Here is a 14,567-nt window from a genome sequence, read left to right on the forward strand (position 1 = left end):
CGAACCCAGAAGGCCCTCACCCGTTCAAGCACCCAGCACGCGTGTCACCAACGTCCCGGGACAGCACACCTAGGGCCACCTGGGCCCGAGTTCTCAAGCCCCGGGCCGGAGTTCGGCGATGAAGGCGGACCAAGCGGGCGCGGGAACGGTCAGCCGGGGGCCTTCGGGGTTCTTCGAGTCGCGGATGTGTATGCGGGCGGTGAAAGCAACTTCCACGCAGGCGCCGCCCTCGTCATCGCTGTAGCTGGACCTGATCCAGTGCTTGGCTTCACTCATCAGTCTTCGCCAATCCTTTGATGAAGTCGGCAGACTCGGCAGGGCTGAGCGCCAGTGCACGAATCATGCTCAAGCGCTCCGTCACCTTACTGACGATCGCGGGATCGGCCGAGAGTTCACTCGCGAACTGGCCCTCAGTGAAAGCGAAGCGCTCATGGTCGCGCGTTTCCAGCAGCACCATGGGCCCCATGAGAGCGCCGGGGAACGTCGCCCTGTCGAACGGCAGCACCTGAAGGTGGACGTTCGGCAGCTGGGATTCCGCAAGCAGGCGGTCCAGTTGGGCAGCGTCCACGAGGGGGCTGCGCAGCACGGCCTCGTAGAGCACGAAGCACAGGCCGACCGGGGGTGTGCGCGCGGCGATGGCCGCCTGCCGCTCCAGGCGCCCCTCGATCCGGCTGGCGATCGTCTCCTTGTCCAGCGGCGGGAATCGGTTCCCCGAGTGCAATTCACCGGCCAGGATGGGTTCCCCTAACCGGTCACCAACTCCACATCACCGGCGTGCACTTCGATGCCGTACGGATCGCGGGCCGGCGCGGGGAGGTGGTCGCCGATCAGCTCATCGAGGTGCGCGACGACGACGCCGGGCCGGTCGTGTGCGAGGCGGCGCGCGGACGGTGGGTGTACTTCCTGCTGCCGCCCGGGACCGTGCACCGCTACGACTGGCCCCCGGGCGTGCAGCAGTTCGGCGGCCGGGGTGAGCGTGCCGTCACCTACCTCGGGGTGCCGGCCCTGGACGGCAACACCTGGCCGCTGCGCTGGTACAGCATCCCGACCCGGACCGCCCCGCACGTCCCGCCGGAGGCACTGGCACGGGTGCTGGGCGTCAGCGGGCTGCGATGAACGCCAGTTGACGAGTCGGCCTTGCGGCCGCAGGCGTCACTGCACCGGGCGCATGCCCAGAGGCTCGCCGATCTCGCGGGCCATGACCCTGCCCGCCTCGAACTCCAGGGTGTCGTCGCCCACGTCCTGGTCGGTGTCCAGGCCGTCGAGTTCGGCGAGGGGCTGGTTCAGGCGGACGTGGGCCACCACCGACTGCAGGGCGCGCAGGGTCGCGGAGGCGGTGCTGCCCCAGTTGGAGAAGTAGGAGAACTGCCACCACCACAGGGCCTCGGTGGTGCGGCCGGCGCGGTAGTGGGCCATGCCGTGGCGCAGGTCGGTGATGACGTCGGCCAGGTCGTCGGAGATGCGGGCCGGGACCGGCTTCTTGCGGGGCTCGTAGGGGTCGAAGACCTCGGAGTAGACGTCGACCGGCTCCAGCATGCGGGCCAGGTTCTCGCGGAGTTCGTCCACGTCGGGCTCCGGGCCCGGGTCGGGCTCGTAGCGCTCGTCGGGGACGAAGTCCTCGTGCGCCCCCAGCCGGCCGCCGGCGAGGAGGAGCTGGGAGACCTCCAGCAGGAGGAAGGGGACGGCCGAGTCCGGCTCGTCGCCCTTCGCCACCTCCGTGACGGCGACCAGGAAGCTCTCGATCTGATCCGCGATCTGGACCGCGAAGTCGTCCGGGTTCTGGTCCGTCGCGTGCAGCGTGGCATCAGACATCTAGGAGTCGTCTCCCCTCGAAGGCACGGCCGAGGGTGACCTCGTCCGCGTATTCCAGGTCGCCACCCACCGGGAGGCCGCTGGCCAGGCGGGTGACCTTCAGGCCCATGGGCTTGATCATGCGGGCGAGGTAGGTGGCCGTGGCCTCGCCCTCCAGATTCGGGTCCGTGGCCAGGATCAGCTCGTTGACCGTGCCGTCGGCCAGCCGTGCCAGAAGCTCGCGGATCCGCAGGTCGTCGGGGCCCACTCCGTCGATGGGGCTGATCGCGCCGCCGAGGACGTGGTAGCGGCCCCGGAACTCACGGGTGCGCTCGATCGCCACGACGTCCTTCGGCTCCTCCACGACACAGATGACGGCCGGGTCGCGGCGGGCGTCGCGGCAGATGCCGCACTGCTCCTGCTGCGCCACGTTCCCGCAGACCGCGCAGAAGCGGACCTTGGCCTTCACTTCCATGAGCGCGTGCGCGAGGCGCCGTACGTCGGCCGGCTCCGCCTGAAGGATGTGGAAGGCGATCCGCTGGGCGCTCTTCGGACCGACGCCGGGCAGCCGCCCGAGCTCGTCGATGAGGTCCTGCACCACGCCTTCGTACAACGGACTGCCGTCCTTCCTGGGGTTCCTTCACTACGTACGGTAGAGGGCTCGGCCGATCTGAGAAAGGCAGAGCGACTCAGAACGGCAGACCGGGGATGCCGCCCCCGCCCAGGCCCTGGGCGAGCGGGCCGAGCTTCTGCTGCTGCAGCTCCTGGGCGTTCTCGTTGGCCGCGTGGACCGCCGCGACGACCAGGTCGGCGAGGGTCTCGGTGTCCTCCGGGTCCACCGCCTTCGGGTCGATCCTCAGCGCGCGCAGCTCTCCCGAGCCGGTGACGGTGGCCTTCACCAGGCCGCCGCCGGCCTGCCCCTCGACCTCCGTGTCGGCCAGTTCCTCCTGCGCCTTGGCCAGGTCCTGCTGCATCTTCTGGGCCTGCTGGAGCAACTGCTGCATGTTGGGCTGGCCACCACCGGGGATCACGATCAGCTCCCATCGTCACCGCGTTGTCGGGCGTTTTTCCCGTTCGGCACGAGCCTACGTGGTCGGAGCGGCCGTCGCCCCAGCACTCTTTCGAGTGAGCCGCGCCGGGACCCTATACCTGATCAAGGCCCTCGTACGGGCGGAAAAGCGGCCGAAACACCGGCGCGCCCACCCCTTTGGGCGGTATCAAGGGTCCGCCACATCGGCACCGGGCGTCATCGGCCGGGTGCGCGGGGTGAACGGTACGTGCCGGCCGGGGGCGGTCGGGGAGCAGGCGGATCGGTCGGGGTCAGTCACGTAGTCGCGGTCAGTAGGGAGTACCGGGTGGGTCAGCCGGAGATGCAGCCCGAGGGTCGGCCTCAGAACGGGCGGGGCGAGCTGCGCGGCGAGGGGGCGGCCTGGCTGCGGCCGGGACAGGCGGGGCCGGGGGACCTCGGCGGCCGGGTCTTCCCGCTCGGTGACTGGGGCGAGCCCGCGGCCCGGCTGGACGAGCTGTACCGGTGGGTGGAGCGGGGCGCGCTGGAGACGGCCGCCTGGTATCTCGCCGACCGGGTCTGGAAACGCCGGTGTGCCCGGGCGCTGCGCGGCGGCGCGGCGGCGGGCGCGGTGACCGGGGCGGCGCTGCCGCTGCTGGATCTGGCCGGGGCGGTGAGCGGGGTCGCGCCCTGGGGGTATCTGTCGCTGCTGCTGGGTGTGGCGTGCGTGGCCGGGGACCGGTTCTTCGGGGTGACGTCCGGCTGGATGCGGGACGTGGCCACCGCGCAGGCGGTGCAGCGGCGGTTGCAGGCGCTGCAGTTCGACTGGGCGTCGGAGTGCGTCCGGGAGGTGCTGGGCCCCGCGGAGGGCACGGCCAGCGAGGCGGCGGAGCGGTGCCTGAATGTGCTGCGCCGCTTCTCGGAGGACATCACGGAGCTGGTGCGGGTCGAGACGGCGGACTGGATGGTGGAGTTCCGCACCGGGAGCGCGCCGATGAGCGTGCACACGGCGGTGGCGAGCGGCGGCCGGCAGGAACAGGGCGCGTCACCCAACGGGCGGGTCCCCTCGCCTCCGGGGCAGCCTCGCCCGAACATGCCGCGCCAGCGGCCCCCAGAGCCCAGGTAGGAGCCAGGGTCAGTCCCGCTTGAAGGTCAGCTCGCCCCCGCTGTGGACGCGGCGGAGCGAGCCGTCCGGGAGCAGGGTGATCTCGCTGGCGGAGCCCGGTGTGCAGGCGCTGCTGGGCCGGCCGGCGGTGACCGTGGACGGGCCGAGCCGCAGCCGGTCGTCGGAGGCGGAGGTCAGGTCGGCCTCGAAGACGCAGTGGTAGGTGCCGCTGCCGGTGGGGCCGTCCGCGACGAGGGAGAGCACCGTGTCGCCGGTCTCGCCCTGCTGGAGGGTCAGCCGGCGGGAGTGCTCCCCCATCGCATTGGTGAACGAGGTGGACCAGCTGCCCAGGTAGGCGGTGGGGATCGCCCCGTCGGACGGCGGCGACGTGGTGGCCGGCCGGGACGGCTGCCTGGCATCGCCCGACGGGCCGGTGGTCTCGGTGGTCCCGGGTGCGGTGGCGGCCGTCGAGGGCGGCGGATGGTCGGCCTGGTCCTTGTCGCCGCCGCTCATCAGCGCGTACACCGTGCCGCCCGCCGCGACCGCGACGACCAGGGCGATCAGCACGAGCAGCGCGGTGGAGGACCGCGGGTCCCGCCGGGGGTCCTGCCCGCCGGGTGCCCCGTAGTAGGGCGGTGGGCCGTACGGCGGGGTGGCGCCGCTCGGGTAACCGCCGTACGGATAGCCGTAGGCGGCGGGCTGGGGGTGCTGCTGCGGGTGGCCGGGGGTACCCGGGGCCGGGCCCGGGGGCGGCGTGGTGCCGCCCGGACCGCCGACGACCACGGTGGGCAGGTGGTTCACCGGGCCCCCGCTGCCCGGCTCACCGGGAGGCGGCGGGGCGGAGTCGTCGTCCGCGGGGGCGTGTTCGGGCGTCGCGGCGGGAGCGGCGCCGGAGGAGGACGCGGCGGGACCGCTTCGGGCAGCCCCCTCGGGTGACGAACCGGCCGGGGTCCCGGACACGGCGGTGGGCGTCGGCCCGCCCGGGGCCGCCTGAGCCGCCGGTGCCTCGGGGTCCTCCGTGTCCAGCAACTGCACCGCGTGGCGGCCCAGTTGGGCGACCAGGGCGCTCGGGAGCCACGGGTCGCGGGAGCGGCCGTCGGCGACCGTGTCCTCCGCCCCGCTCCGCCGCAGGATCTCGTCCAGTCCGGGACGCGCGTCCGGGTCCTTCTTCAGGCAGTCGCTGATGAGGTCCCGCAGCGCCTCGGGCACCGGCTCGAGGTCCGGCTCCTCCTGCGCGATACGGAACATCAGCGCGTGCACCCCGCTGTTGGCGGTGCCGAAGGGCAGCTTGCCGGTGGCGGCGTAGGCGAGGACCGAGCCCAGGCAGAACACGTCGCAGGCCGGGGTGATGCGGTCGCCGCGCACCTGCTCGGGCGCCATGAAGCCGGGCGAGCCGACCAGCGCCCCGGTGCGGGTGAGCCCGCCGTCGGTCACCGTCTGCAGGGCCCGCGCGATCCCGAAGTCGATCACCCGCGGGCCGTCGATGGTGACCAGCACATTGGACGGCTTGAGGTCCCGGTGGACCATCCCTGCCGCGTGAATGTCCTTCAGCGCGTGCGCCAGACCGGCCGCGAGGATGCGCACCGACCGCTCCGGCAGCGCCCCGTGGTCGTGGCCGACGACCTGCTGCAGGCTGGGCCCCGCGACATACCCGGTGGCCACCCACGGCACCGGAGCCTCGGTGTCCGCGTCCAGCACGGGCGCCGTCCAGTGGCCGCCGACCTGCCGGGCCGCCTGCACCTCCTGCCGGAAGCGCGCGCGGAACTCCTCCTGCCGGGCCAGCTCCTCCCGGACGAGCTTCACGGCGACCGTGCGGCCCCGCTCGGAACGGGCCAGATAGACGTGCCCCATCCCCCCGGCCCCGAGCCGCGCGAGCAGCCGGTACGCCCCGATTTGCTGCGGATCCCCGGGCCCGAGCTTCTCCATCGCTGCGCCGCCTTCCCCCCAAGTGAGCAACAAGCCGAGGATAGTGCCGGGCCGGGGCGGGGTGAGCTGGGCTATCTCTACGGTTCCGTAACAGGCCCGTCCAGGCGGTCGAGGACCTCGGACAGGCGTTCCAAGGCCGCCACCGCACCGGCCAGTTCAGCCTCCCCGTACGCCCGCGCCAGCCGCTCGGCGAAGGCCGCGTGCCCGGGGTCGATGCGGGCGATCGCGGCCCGCCCCTCCTCCGTGGGCGCGAGGAGTTTGGCGCGGCGGTGGGCCGGGTTGGGGCGGTACTCGGCGAGGCCCTGCCCGACCAGCAGGTCGGCGATGCGCTGGACGCTCTGCCGGGTGATGCCCATGACGCGGGCGATGCCCGCCACCGGCAGCGGCTCGGTGAGGACCGCGCCGAGCACCTGCCAGCGGGCGGCGGTGAGGCCGGCGGGCCGGGCCAGTTCCTCGGCCAGCTGCAGGAACTGGCCGTTGAGCCGGAAGACACCGAGCGCGGCGCGGCTGAGCAGCTCCTGCCGCGCCCTGCCGCCTGCGTTGTCCGGGGTCGTTGTGCTCACTGCGCCGCCGCCTGCAACTCGGCGTACGCGGCCGCGTCCGAGTCGTGGAACAGCCGGTACCAGGCGTCGATCACCTTCTCGTCGTAGGCGCCGAGCAGCCGGAAGATCTCCCGCGCGAAGGCGACGGGCTCGGTGGGCCCGGCGGTGATCAGCCCGCGGTCGGTGACGGCGTCGGTGCCGGCGTACCGCGCCCCGCCCGCGTATCCGGTGGCCGCGAGGTAAGGCAGGGCGGCGCTGGTGTGCGCCCGGTCGTCCAGCAGGCCCTCGCGGGCCAGCCCGGCGGTGGCGCCGCAGATCGCGGCGACGGGCACCCCGGCGTCGAGGAAGGCGCGGGCGGCCCGGGCGAAGGGGGCGAGCGAGTCGCCCTCGTCCCACAGGCGGGCGCCGGTGAGGATCAGCAGCGAGCTGTCCTCGGGGTGCAGCGCGTCGAGCGCCAGGTCGGGGACGATGCGCAGTCCGCCCATGGTGGTGACGGGCTCCGTGGCGGGTCCGACGGTACGGGTCCCGAACCCGGCCTGCGTGAGATGGGCGGTGGTGTGACCGGTCTCCCAGTCGGCGAAGGTGTCGTAGAGGGCGAGGTGGACGGGTTTGCGGGTCATGACCGCTCCCTGGGCTCGGGGGGGATGGGTGACACCTGCTTCTGGTCCTGCTTTCGATGAGAGGATCAGATGACAAGATTCTGTCATTTCGACAGCATGCTGTCAATAGCCTTCGGAGGTCGTGGGCTCATGGCCGCCCCTGCTGTCGACAACTTGTCGCGGAAACCTCGCGACCGCAGACAGGCCGCCGATGTCGCCGCCGCCCGCGTGCCCCCTACCCTCGGCGTATGACCCCTCAGACCCCTCAGCCGAACCCCGAGGCCGGCGCCGCTGTGAAGGCCGCCGACCGTGCGCACGTCTTCCACTCCTGGTCCGCGCAGGAGCTCATCGACCCGCTCGCCGTCGCCGGAGCGGAGGGGTCGTACTTCTGGGACTACGACGGGCGCCGCTACCTCGACTTCACCAGTGGTCTCGTCTACACGAACGTCGGCTACCAGCACCCCAAGGTCGTCGCCGCGATCCAGGAGCAGGCGGCGAGGATGACGACCTTCGCGCCGGCGTTCGCCGTCGAGGCCCGCTCGGAGGCGGCCCGGCTCATAGCCGAGCGCACCCCCGGCGACCTGGACAAGATCTTCTTCACCAACGGCGGCGCCGACGCCAATGAGCACGCGGTGCGCATGGCCCGCCTGCACACGGGCCGCCCCAAGGTGCTCTCCGCGTACCGCTCGTACCACGGCGGCACCCAGCAGGCGATCAACCTCACCGGCGACCCGCGCCGCTGGGCCTCCGACACCGCCTCGCAGGGCGTGGTGCACTTCTGGGCGCCCTTCCTGTACCGCTCGCGCTTCTACGCCGAGACCGAGGAGCAGGAGTGCGCCCGGGCGCTGGAGCACCTGGAGACGACGATCGCCTTCGAGGGGCCGTCGACCATCGCCGCGATCCTGCTGGAGACCATCCCCGGCACGGCCGGGATCATGGTGCCGCCCGCCGGTTACCTCGCGGGCGTGCGGGAGCTGTGCGACAAGTACGGGATCGTGCTGATCCTGGACGAGGTCATGGCCGGGTTCGGGCGGACCGGCAAGTGGTTCGCGGCGGACCTGTACGACGTGGTCCCCGACCTGATGACCTTCGCCAAGGGTGTGAACTCCGGCTATGTGCCGCTGGGCGGCGTCGCCATCTCCGGCGCGATCGCGGAGACCTTCGGCAAGCGCCCCTACCCGGGCGGTCTGACCTACTCCGGCCACCCGCTGGCCTGCGCCGCCGCCGTCGCGACGATCAACGCGATGGAGGAGGAGGGCATCGTCGAGAACGCGGCCCGGCTCGGTGAGACCGTCCTCGGTCCCGGACTGCGCGAGCTGGCCGAGCGCCACCCGAGCGTCGGCGATGTGCGCGGCGTCGGCATGTTCTGGGCGGTGGAGCTGGTCCGCAACCGCGAGACCCGCGAGCCGCTGGTGCCGTACAACGCGGCCGGCGAGGCCAACGCCCCGATGGCGGCGTTCGCGGCCGCCGCGAAGGAGGGCGGTCTGTGGCCCTTCGTGAACATGAACCGCACCCATGTGGTGCCGCCGTGCACGGTGAGCGAGGCGGAGCTGAAGGAGGGCCTGGCGGTGCTGGACGCGGCACTGTCGGTGGCCGACCAGCACGTGGAGTAGCGGCACCGGGCGGGGCATGGGGCGTGCCCTGCCCCAACGCGTAAGGTGACGTGCTCGTAAGGACCGTGGACCGGGGCCCGCGCGGGCGGCCGTGTGCGCCGCGGGCCGCCGGACCGGCCTGCGGGCCCTAAGGTCCCCACGAGCACGTCACCGGCTTCGCGACGAGGGAGACGCCCGACCATGCCCAGCGGCCATGTCGCCGTGACCCGCAGCACCCTGCGGCAGCAGATCGCCGACGCACTGCGCGACGAGGTGCTGGCCGGGCGGCTGCAACCGGGGCAGGAGTTCACGGTCAAGGAGATCGCCGACCAGTACGGCGTCTCCGCGACCCCCGTGCGGGAGGCGCTGGTCGACCTCTCGGCGCAGGGCCTGCTCGACGCCGACCACCATCGCGGCTTCCGGGTGCACGAGTACTCCGCGGCCGACTTCCGCGGCATGATCGAGGCGCGGAGCCTGGTCACCGACGGCATGTTCGCCGCGCTGGAAGAGGGCCGCCTCACCCACCTCGCGCCCGAGGAACCCCGGATCGCCGCCGCCCTCGCCGGGGTCCGGCGGCGCGGTGAGGAGGCCCAGCGGGCGGCCCTCGCCGGGGACCTCACCGTGCTCATCGGCTACGACCTGCGCTTCTGGCGCGAGCTCGGGTCGCTGTTCGGCAACCCGTACCTCAGCGACTTCCTGCACCGGCTGCGGGTGCAGACCTGGGTGTGCGTGGTGCAGCAGCTGCGGCGGATGCCCGACCTGCGGGGCCGGCTGTGGTCCGACCACACCGCCCTGGTCGACGCTCTGTCGCGCGGCGACATCAAGGCCGCCCGCGCGATCGTCGAGTCGTACAACGCCCACGGACTGGCGCTGGTCGACCGCCTCCAGGACGGCTGAGCCCGCGGTCGCCCTCCCCCGCTGCGTCGCCCGCCCCCGTACGGGTATGGGACCTGCACGAAGACGAAAGCGCAGTGCTCGCCGTACTCTTCCTTGACGACTTCCCCGATCCTCCCGACGACCGACGGCCCTGGTGCCGTGTGAGGAGCCCTCTTTGGCCTGTGACCTGTGGCTGGTGCCCCTCGTGGACGTGTTGTGCCACACTCCCGGCAATCCGTTCGCCGAGGAACTCGCGCAGTACAACTCGGTGCTCGCCGCTGCGAGCCTGCCACCGGTGCCGGTGTACCAGTACATGCCGGGGCTTTCCGGGGAGGTCGCCCCGGTCGCGGGATTCGACTACGACGCGCTGCACTTCCTGCGCCGCGCCTATCTGCTCCAGGTGTGCGGCCTTCCGGTGACCCCGGTGGACGAACTCGGCGGTGACTACGAGCAGCTGCTGGAGATGTTCGACGCCACGGCCCAGCAGTCCCACCTTGTCTGGCACTACGACCACGCGGGCGCGTACGTCCCCCTCGACTTCCCGACCCCGCTGTCCAGCGACGAACTCCTCGCCGGCGGCGGCCCGCTGGGCTCCTCCCAGGCGCTCCTGCGGGAGCTGGAGCTCGTCGCCCCCACCCTCGGCATCGACCCGGCCAACCCCCCGGCCGCGCCCGTACCCCCGCGTGCCCCCACCGAGCTGGAGGAGCCGGCCCTGCCCGCCCCGTACGACCCCAGCCCCTTCGCCCGCGAGCGCCACGTCTGGCTGGGCCTGCACGCGGCGGCGACACGGAGTCTGGCGCAGGGGTCGATGATCGTGTTCAGCTGATCCGCGGTGTCCCGGGGCGGAGGATCACCGCTCCAGCTGCGCGAGTCCCTTCTGCATGTCGTCGAAGTTCATCACCGGCGTGTAGCTGATCTCCGCGCCGAGCTGCAGGAAGAACGGGTCGGCTATCACCGGCATCTGCGAGCTGTCCTGCATGTCGAAGACCAGAATGGCGGTGCGCTTGCCGTGGTCCGCCGTGAAATAGGCCGCCTCGGGCTTGACCTGTTCCAGCGTTTCACCGATCAGTTTCGGCAGTGTGCCGTTCCTGATGGCCTCGTTCGCCTTCTCCGTGTCCATGGAAGCCTTGAGCATCACGCGCATCGCACTCACCTTCTCCGGTCGACGCACGTGGGGTACACCCTCAGGCTATGCCCGCTGCACAGCAGCCGTCGACGGTGCCCGGGAATCCCCTATCCGCTGATGCCGACGCCGACGCAGCGGACGACGTACGCCCCGAACAGTGCGAGAAGCAGCCCTGAGAACCGGGTCCACCGGGGCAGGGGGCTGCGCCGGTGGGCGGTGTGCATGCGCCTCAGCTCCATGACGGTGGAGAGCATGCCGAGCGCGGCGATCGCGGTGAACACCCAGAACAGCATGGGCCGTTCGTCCAAGGACGTCTTCTGCACGCCGGCGTTGCCGGTGACGAGCGACAGATACGGAACGATGTACTGAACGGGGCTGAACCCCGGCGCCTCCTGCTGCTCCGGGCCGTCGGTGTGATCCATCGGGGCTGTCGTCTCCCTGGTGTAGCGGCAGCCGGCGGCCTCCGCGGCCGAGGACATGCCGGCGGCCTCCGCGGCCGAGGTCCTGCCGAGGGGAGGCACCCTGCGCGGAGTGCCTCCCGTTGCGGCGCAGCGTGCGGTCAGAAGCGGCTGACCATGCCCGGGATGCCCCTGGGCGCCGGGATCGGCAGCACGTTGAAGCCGTTCTGCTGGGACGCGCCGGCCTTGCAGGTCACGTCCTTGGACGGCAGCTTGCCGGTGGTGAGGTAGGCGGTGGCCGTCTTGTCGGCGCAGGACTTGGTGCCGTAGATGCCGTGGCCGACGCCCCCGCGGACGGTGACCATCCTGGCGCCCTTCATCGCCCGGCGCAGGCCCTGGCCGCTGGTGAGGGGCGTCTGCGGGTCCCACTCGTTCTGCAGGATCAGCGCGCGCACCTTGTTGTCGATCCTGGTGGCGGGCTCACTGCCGTTCCTCTTCCAGAACGCGCAGGGCTTGATGTTGGAGCCGAAGTCCCCGTACAGCGGGTAGGTGACCTTGTCGCGGACGGCGTCGGCCCGGTACCGCTCCGGATCGCGCGGCCAGTTGCGGATGTCGGCGCAGACCACGGTCCAGAAGGCGGCGTCGCCGTTGTCGGCGGGCACCTTGCCGAAGGCCGGGGGTGCCGGGGTGGGCGTCCTGAGCTTGGGGCCGCCGGACGTGGCCTTCCTGGACTTCTTGGCGGCGGCCTTCTTCAGCTCCACGACGGCTTCCGCGGCGTCCTGCACACTGAAGAACGCCGGACGCAGACCGACGCGGATGTCGTCGCCGGTCAGCTTGGTGCCGTCGATGACGATCGGCTTGCGGTCGGCCTGGGCGACCAGGTCGTAGAAGGTCTTGCGCACCGCGGCCGGGGTCTTGCCCAGCTTGTAGGTGGCGTCGCGGCGGGCCGTCCACTCGGTCCACCGGGTGAAGGCGGGCTCGGCTCCCTCGGCCCACACCTGGATCATGCCGCGCCACACCCGGGCCGGGTCGACCGCGCTGTCCAGCACGAAGCGGTCGGTGCGCTCGGGGAACATCTGCGTGTAGACGGCGCCGAGGTAGGTGCCGTACGAGTAGCCCAGATAGGAGATCTTCTTCTCGCCGAGCACGGCACGGATCACGTCCATGTCCCGCGCGGTGTTGCGGGTGGTGATGTGGCTCAGCCTGTCGCCCTGCTTCTTGTTGCACTTGTCGGCGAAGGTCCGGGCCCACCTCACGTCCTCGGCGAACGTCGCGGCCTTGTAGGGCCGTTCCCAGTCCCGTTCCTTCTCCGTGAGCCCGCATCCGACCGGGGAGCTCTGGCCGACGCCCCGCGGGTCGAAGCCGACCAGGTCGTACTTGCTCTTCACGGACTTGGGCAGCTCGTTCACCAGGTACTGCGGCATGTCGACGCCGGGGCCGCCCGGACCGCCGGGGTTGAGCAGGAGCACACCGCGGCGCTGTTTCTTGGTGCTGGTCCTGTACCTCGATATCGCGAGGTCCAGCTTCTTGCCGCCCGGCTTGCGGTAGTCGAGCGGCACCTTGATCGTCGCGCACTGGAGGGCGGCGGGTGCCGACTTGTCGCAGCGGTGCCAGGAGACCTTCTGCCTGAGGTACGGGCCGAGCTGGTTCTCCGCCGCGGACGCCGTGGCGGGCGCCAGCGCGGGCACCAATGTGGCGACGGTACCCACCGCCGCCAGGAGGGCTATTCGACTTCTTCTCACGAGGATGGGGCCCTTGATCGATCGACTACGGACCCATCCACCCTTTCGTGCAAGGAAGTTGAAGTAATCCCTCCTCGGTCCCGATTTCCTCCCACCCCAGAAGGACGGGCTGCCGTGACAGATGGGTCTTGAGTCGCACAACCGGAAACGCAGTTCCGTCATCTTCCCCAGAGGCCGCCTGAGGGACACTCAGTTGGCCCCGCACAGAGGCCGGATGCTCGTTTCCGGTGAGCTGTCGGCCCCCATCCGGAAGACCTATGTCAGGAACGCCGACGCGCGTCCCCGCTCATGTTTCGCGGCGCTGGTGCCGGTGGGAGCCTGTCCGTTCGAGAAGATCAAGCATCTCGGCGGGGCCGCCGGGGCGTGAACGCGGGACGGGGGCGCAACAGCGGACGGCCGGTACGGGGATTCCGTACCGGCCGTCCGTCGTCTCAGGGACCTCGTAGGCGGGTCCGGGAGTCTTACGAGAGGCTCAGAGGAACGAGTTGATCTCGATGGTCTCGTCGCGGCCCGGGCCGACGCCGATCGCGGAGATCGGGGCGCCGGACATCTCCTCCAGCGCCTTGACGTAGTTCTGCGCGTTCTTCGGCAGGTCGGAGAAGGTCTTGGCCTTGCTGATGTCCTCGCTCCAGCCCGGCAGCATCTCGTAGACCGGCTTCGCGTGGTGGAAGTCGGTCTGCGAGTACGGCAGCTCCTCGACGCGCTTGCCGTCGATCTCGTAGGCCACGCAGACCGGGATCTGCTCCCAGCCGGTGAGGACGTCCAGCTTGGTGAGGAAGAAGTCGGTCAGACCGTTCACCCGGGCCGCGTAGCGGGCGATCACCGCGTCGAACCAGCCGCAGCGGCGGTCCCGGCCGGTGGTCACGCCCCGCTCGCCGCCGATGCGGCGCAGCGCCTCGCCGTCCTCGTCGAACAGCTCGGTCGGGAACGGGCCGGCGCCGACGCGCGTGGTGTACGCCTTCAGGATGCCGATGACGCGGCTGATCTTCGTCGGACCCACACCGGTACCCGTGCAGGCGCCGCCCGCGGTCGGGTTGGAGGAGGTGACGAACGGGTACGTGCCGTGGTCGATGTCCAGCAGCGTGCCCTGGCCGCCCTCGAAGAGGACCACCTTGTCCTGCTCCAGCGCCTGGTTCAGGATCAGCACCGTGTCGGCGACGTACGGGCGCAGCTTCTCCGCGTAGCCCAGCAGCTCCTCGACCACCTGGTCGGCGGCGATGGCGCGGCGGTTGTAGAGCTTGGTGAGGATCTGGTTCTTGACGTCGAGGGCCGCCTCGACCTTCTGCGTCAGGATCGACTCGTCGTACAGGTCCTGCACCCGGATGCCCACGCGGTTGATCTTGTCGGCGTAGGTCGGGCCGATGCCGCGGCCGGTGGTGCCGATCTTCCGCTTGCCGAGGAAGCGCTCGGTGACCTTGTCCACTGTGACGTTGTACGGCGTGATGATGTGCGCGTTGCCGCTGATCAGCAGCTTGGACGTGTCGACGCCGCGCTCGTTCAGTCCGCTCAGCTCGGAGAGCAGGACCGAGGGGTCGACGACGACACCGTTGCCGATGACCGGCGTGCAGCCGGGTGACAGGATCCCGGAAGGGAGCAGGTGCAGGGCGTACTTCTGATCGCCCACCACCACCGTGTGGCCGGCGTTGTTGCCGCCCTGGTAGCGCACCACGTAATCGACGGATCCGCCGAGCAGGTCCGTCGCCTTTCCCTTGCCTTCGTCACCCCACTGAGCACCGAGCAGCACAAGTGCGGGCACGCGCGTACACCCCTTCCGGGCGGGGCATGTCCATGGTCGAGGGCGTACGCGGAGGATCACCGCCGCGTGCACCGCGACCGTCGTTGGCCGCCAACCGTCGGACCGGAT

At 71.3% G+C, this 14,567-nt stretch carries 18 protein-coding genes; 6 read left to right on the top strand and 12 right to left on the bottom strand.

What is annotated here, in order from left to right:
* Nucleotides 1–93: 93 nt before the first annotated feature.
* Together ABD198_RS20915 and ABD198_RS20920 are read right to left on the bottom strand one after the other, a co-directional pair.
* Nucleotides 94–276 (bottom strand): DUF397 domain-containing protein, encoded by a 183-nt coding sequence (locus ABD198_RS20915; protein ID WP_344004118.1) that lies wholly within the window; start codon nucleotides 274–276, stop codon nucleotides 94–96.
* Nucleotides 269–721, bottom strand: a complete 453-nt coding sequence (locus ABD198_RS20920; RefSeq protein ID WP_344004121.1) for a DUF5753 domain-containing protein — start codon at nucleotides 719–721, stop codon at nucleotides 269–271. Before ABD198_RS20920 ends, ABD198_RS20915 begins: the two co-directional genes overlap by 8 nt.
* A 53-nt stretch (nucleotides 722–774) precedes the next feature.
* On the opposite strand from ABD198_RS20920, the gene ABD198_RS20925 reads away from it, so the two are divergent.
* The gene (locus ABD198_RS20925) at nucleotides 775–1,116 is read left to right on the top strand and encodes a hypothetical protein (protein ID WP_344004124.1); all 342 of its coding nucleotides are present in this window, start codon (nucleotides 775–777) and stop codon (nucleotides 1,114–1,116) included.
* Nucleotides 1,117–1,152: 36 nt separating this feature from the next.
* Here the strand turns inward: ABD198_RS20925 and ABD198_RS20930 are convergent, their stop codons facing one another.
* The 3 genes from ABD198_RS20930 to ABD198_RS20940 form a co-directional block, all read right to left on the bottom strand.
* Entirely contained in the window at nucleotides 1,153–1,812 is a 660-nt protein-coding gene (locus ABD198_RS20930; RefSeq protein ID WP_344004127.1) for a DUF5063 domain-containing protein, read from the bottom strand.
* Nucleotides 1,805–2,404, bottom strand: a complete 600-nt coding sequence (gene recR, locus ABD198_RS20935) for a recombination mediator RecR (protein ID WP_344004130.1) — start codon at nucleotides 2,402–2,404, stop codon at nucleotides 1,805–1,807. The genes ABD198_RS20930 and recR overlap by 8 nt, the downstream gene beginning before the upstream one ends.
* A gap of 76 nt (nucleotides 2,405–2,480) precedes the next feature.
* Complete coding sequence (locus tag ABD198_RS20940; protein ID WP_344004134.1) at nucleotides 2,481–2,822, bottom strand: YbaB/EbfC family nucleoid-associated protein; 342 nt, start codon at nucleotides 2,820–2,822, stop codon at nucleotides 2,481–2,483.
* A 324-nt stretch (nucleotides 2,823–3,146) separates the two neighbouring features.
* Here ABD198_RS20940 and ABD198_RS20945 point away from each other — a divergent pair, with 324 nt between their 5' ends.
* Complete coding sequence (locus tag ABD198_RS20945; protein ID WP_344004137.1) at nucleotides 3,147–3,923, top strand: SLATT domain-containing protein; 777 nt, start codon at nucleotides 3,147–3,149, stop codon at nucleotides 3,921–3,923.
* 9 nt (nucleotides 3,924–3,932) lie between these two features.
* Here the strand turns inward: ABD198_RS20945 and ABD198_RS20950 are convergent, their stop codons facing one another.
* The 3 genes from ABD198_RS20950 to ABD198_RS20960 all read right to left on the bottom strand — a co-directional run bounded on the left by ABD198_RS20950 (nucleotide 3,933) and on the right by ABD198_RS20960 (nucleotide 6,990).
* Nucleotides 3,933–5,828, bottom strand: coding sequence for a serine/threonine-protein kinase (locus ABD198_RS20950; protein ID WP_344004140.1), 1,896 nt, complete (start codon nucleotides 5,826–5,828; stop codon nucleotides 3,933–3,935).
* A 77-nt stretch (nucleotides 5,829–5,905) separates the two neighbouring features.
* Complete coding sequence (locus tag ABD198_RS20955) at nucleotides 5,906–6,391, bottom strand: MarR family winged helix-turn-helix transcriptional regulator (protein ID WP_344004143.1); 486 nt, start codon at nucleotides 6,389–6,391, stop codon at nucleotides 5,906–5,908.
* Nucleotides 6,388–6,990, bottom strand: coding sequence for a DJ-1/PfpI family protein (locus tag ABD198_RS20960; RefSeq protein ID WP_344004146.1), 603 nt, complete (start codon nucleotides 6,988–6,990; stop codon nucleotides 6,388–6,390). Before ABD198_RS20960 ends, ABD198_RS20955 begins: the two co-directional genes overlap by 4 nt.
* 227 nt (nucleotides 6,991–7,217) lie before the next feature.
* Here ABD198_RS20960 and ABD198_RS20965 point away from each other — a divergent pair, with 227 nt between their 5' ends.
* The 3 genes from ABD198_RS20965 to ABD198_RS20975 all read left to right on the top strand — a co-directional run bounded on the left by ABD198_RS20965 (nucleotide 7,218) and on the right by ABD198_RS20975 (nucleotide 10,263).
* Nucleotides 7,218–8,582: an aspartate aminotransferase family protein gene (locus ABD198_RS20965; RefSeq protein WP_344004148.1), complete on the top strand. Its 1,365-nt coding sequence runs from the start codon at nucleotides 7,218–7,220 to the stop codon at nucleotides 8,580–8,582.
* A gap of 180 nt (nucleotides 8,583–8,762) precedes the next feature.
* Nucleotides 8,763–9,458 carry a GntR family transcriptional regulator gene (locus tag ABD198_RS20970; protein ID WP_344004152.1) on the top strand — a complete coding sequence of 232 codons (696 nt, stop codon included), beginning with the start codon at nucleotides 8,763–8,765 and terminating at the stop codon, nucleotides 9,456–9,458.
* Nucleotides 9,459–9,612: 154 nt separating this feature from the next.
* Complete coding sequence (locus ABD198_RS20975) at nucleotides 9,613–10,263, top strand: hypothetical protein (RefSeq protein WP_344004155.1); 651 nt, start codon at nucleotides 9,613–9,615, stop codon at nucleotides 10,261–10,263.
* 24 nt (nucleotides 10,264–10,287) lie between these two features.
* Here the strand turns inward: ABD198_RS20975 and ABD198_RS20980 are convergent, their stop codons facing one another.
* From ABD198_RS20980 to ABD198_RS20990, 3 genes are all read right to left on the bottom strand, one after another.
* The gene (locus tag ABD198_RS20980) at nucleotides 10,288–10,581 is read right to left on the bottom strand and encodes a hypothetical protein (RefSeq protein WP_344004158.1); all 294 of its coding nucleotides are present in this window, start codon (nucleotides 10,579–10,581) and stop codon (nucleotides 10,288–10,290) included.
* An 89-nt stretch (nucleotides 10,582–10,670) separates the two neighbouring features.
* Nucleotides 10,671–11,042, bottom strand: coding sequence for a hypothetical protein (locus ABD198_RS20985; protein ID WP_344004161.1), 372 nt, complete (start codon nucleotides 11,040–11,042; stop codon nucleotides 10,671–10,673).
* A gap of 80 nt (nucleotides 11,043–11,122) precedes the next feature.
* Complete coding sequence (locus ABD198_RS20990) at nucleotides 11,123–12,703, bottom strand: alpha/beta hydrolase (RefSeq protein WP_344004164.1); 1,581 nt, start codon at nucleotides 12,701–12,703, stop codon at nucleotides 11,123–11,125.
* A 214-nt stretch (nucleotides 12,704–12,917) separates the two neighbouring features.
* Between ABD198_RS20990 and ABD198_RS20995 the strand changes: the two genes are divergently transcribed.
* The gene (locus ABD198_RS20995; protein WP_344004167.1) at nucleotides 12,918–13,070 is read left to right on the top strand and encodes a hypothetical protein; all 153 of its coding nucleotides are present in this window, start codon (nucleotides 12,918–12,920) and stop codon (nucleotides 13,068–13,070) included.
* A gap of 105 nt (nucleotides 13,071–13,175) precedes the next feature.
* Here ABD198_RS20995 and ABD198_RS21000 read toward each other — a convergent pair whose 3' ends face one another.
* Nucleotides 13,176–14,459 carry an adenylosuccinate synthase gene (locus ABD198_RS21000; protein WP_344004170.1) on the bottom strand — a complete coding sequence of 428 codons (1,284 nt, stop codon included), beginning with the start codon at nucleotides 14,457–14,459 and terminating at the stop codon, nucleotides 13,176–13,178.
* Nucleotides 14,460–14,567: the final 108 nt, after the last annotated feature.

Origin of the sequence: Streptomyces thermocarboxydovorans (assembly GCF_039524635.1) — a bacterium.
Classification (GTDB): domain Bacteria; phylum Actinomycetota; class Actinomycetes; order Streptomycetales; family Streptomycetaceae; genus Streptomyces; species Streptomyces thermocarboxydovorans.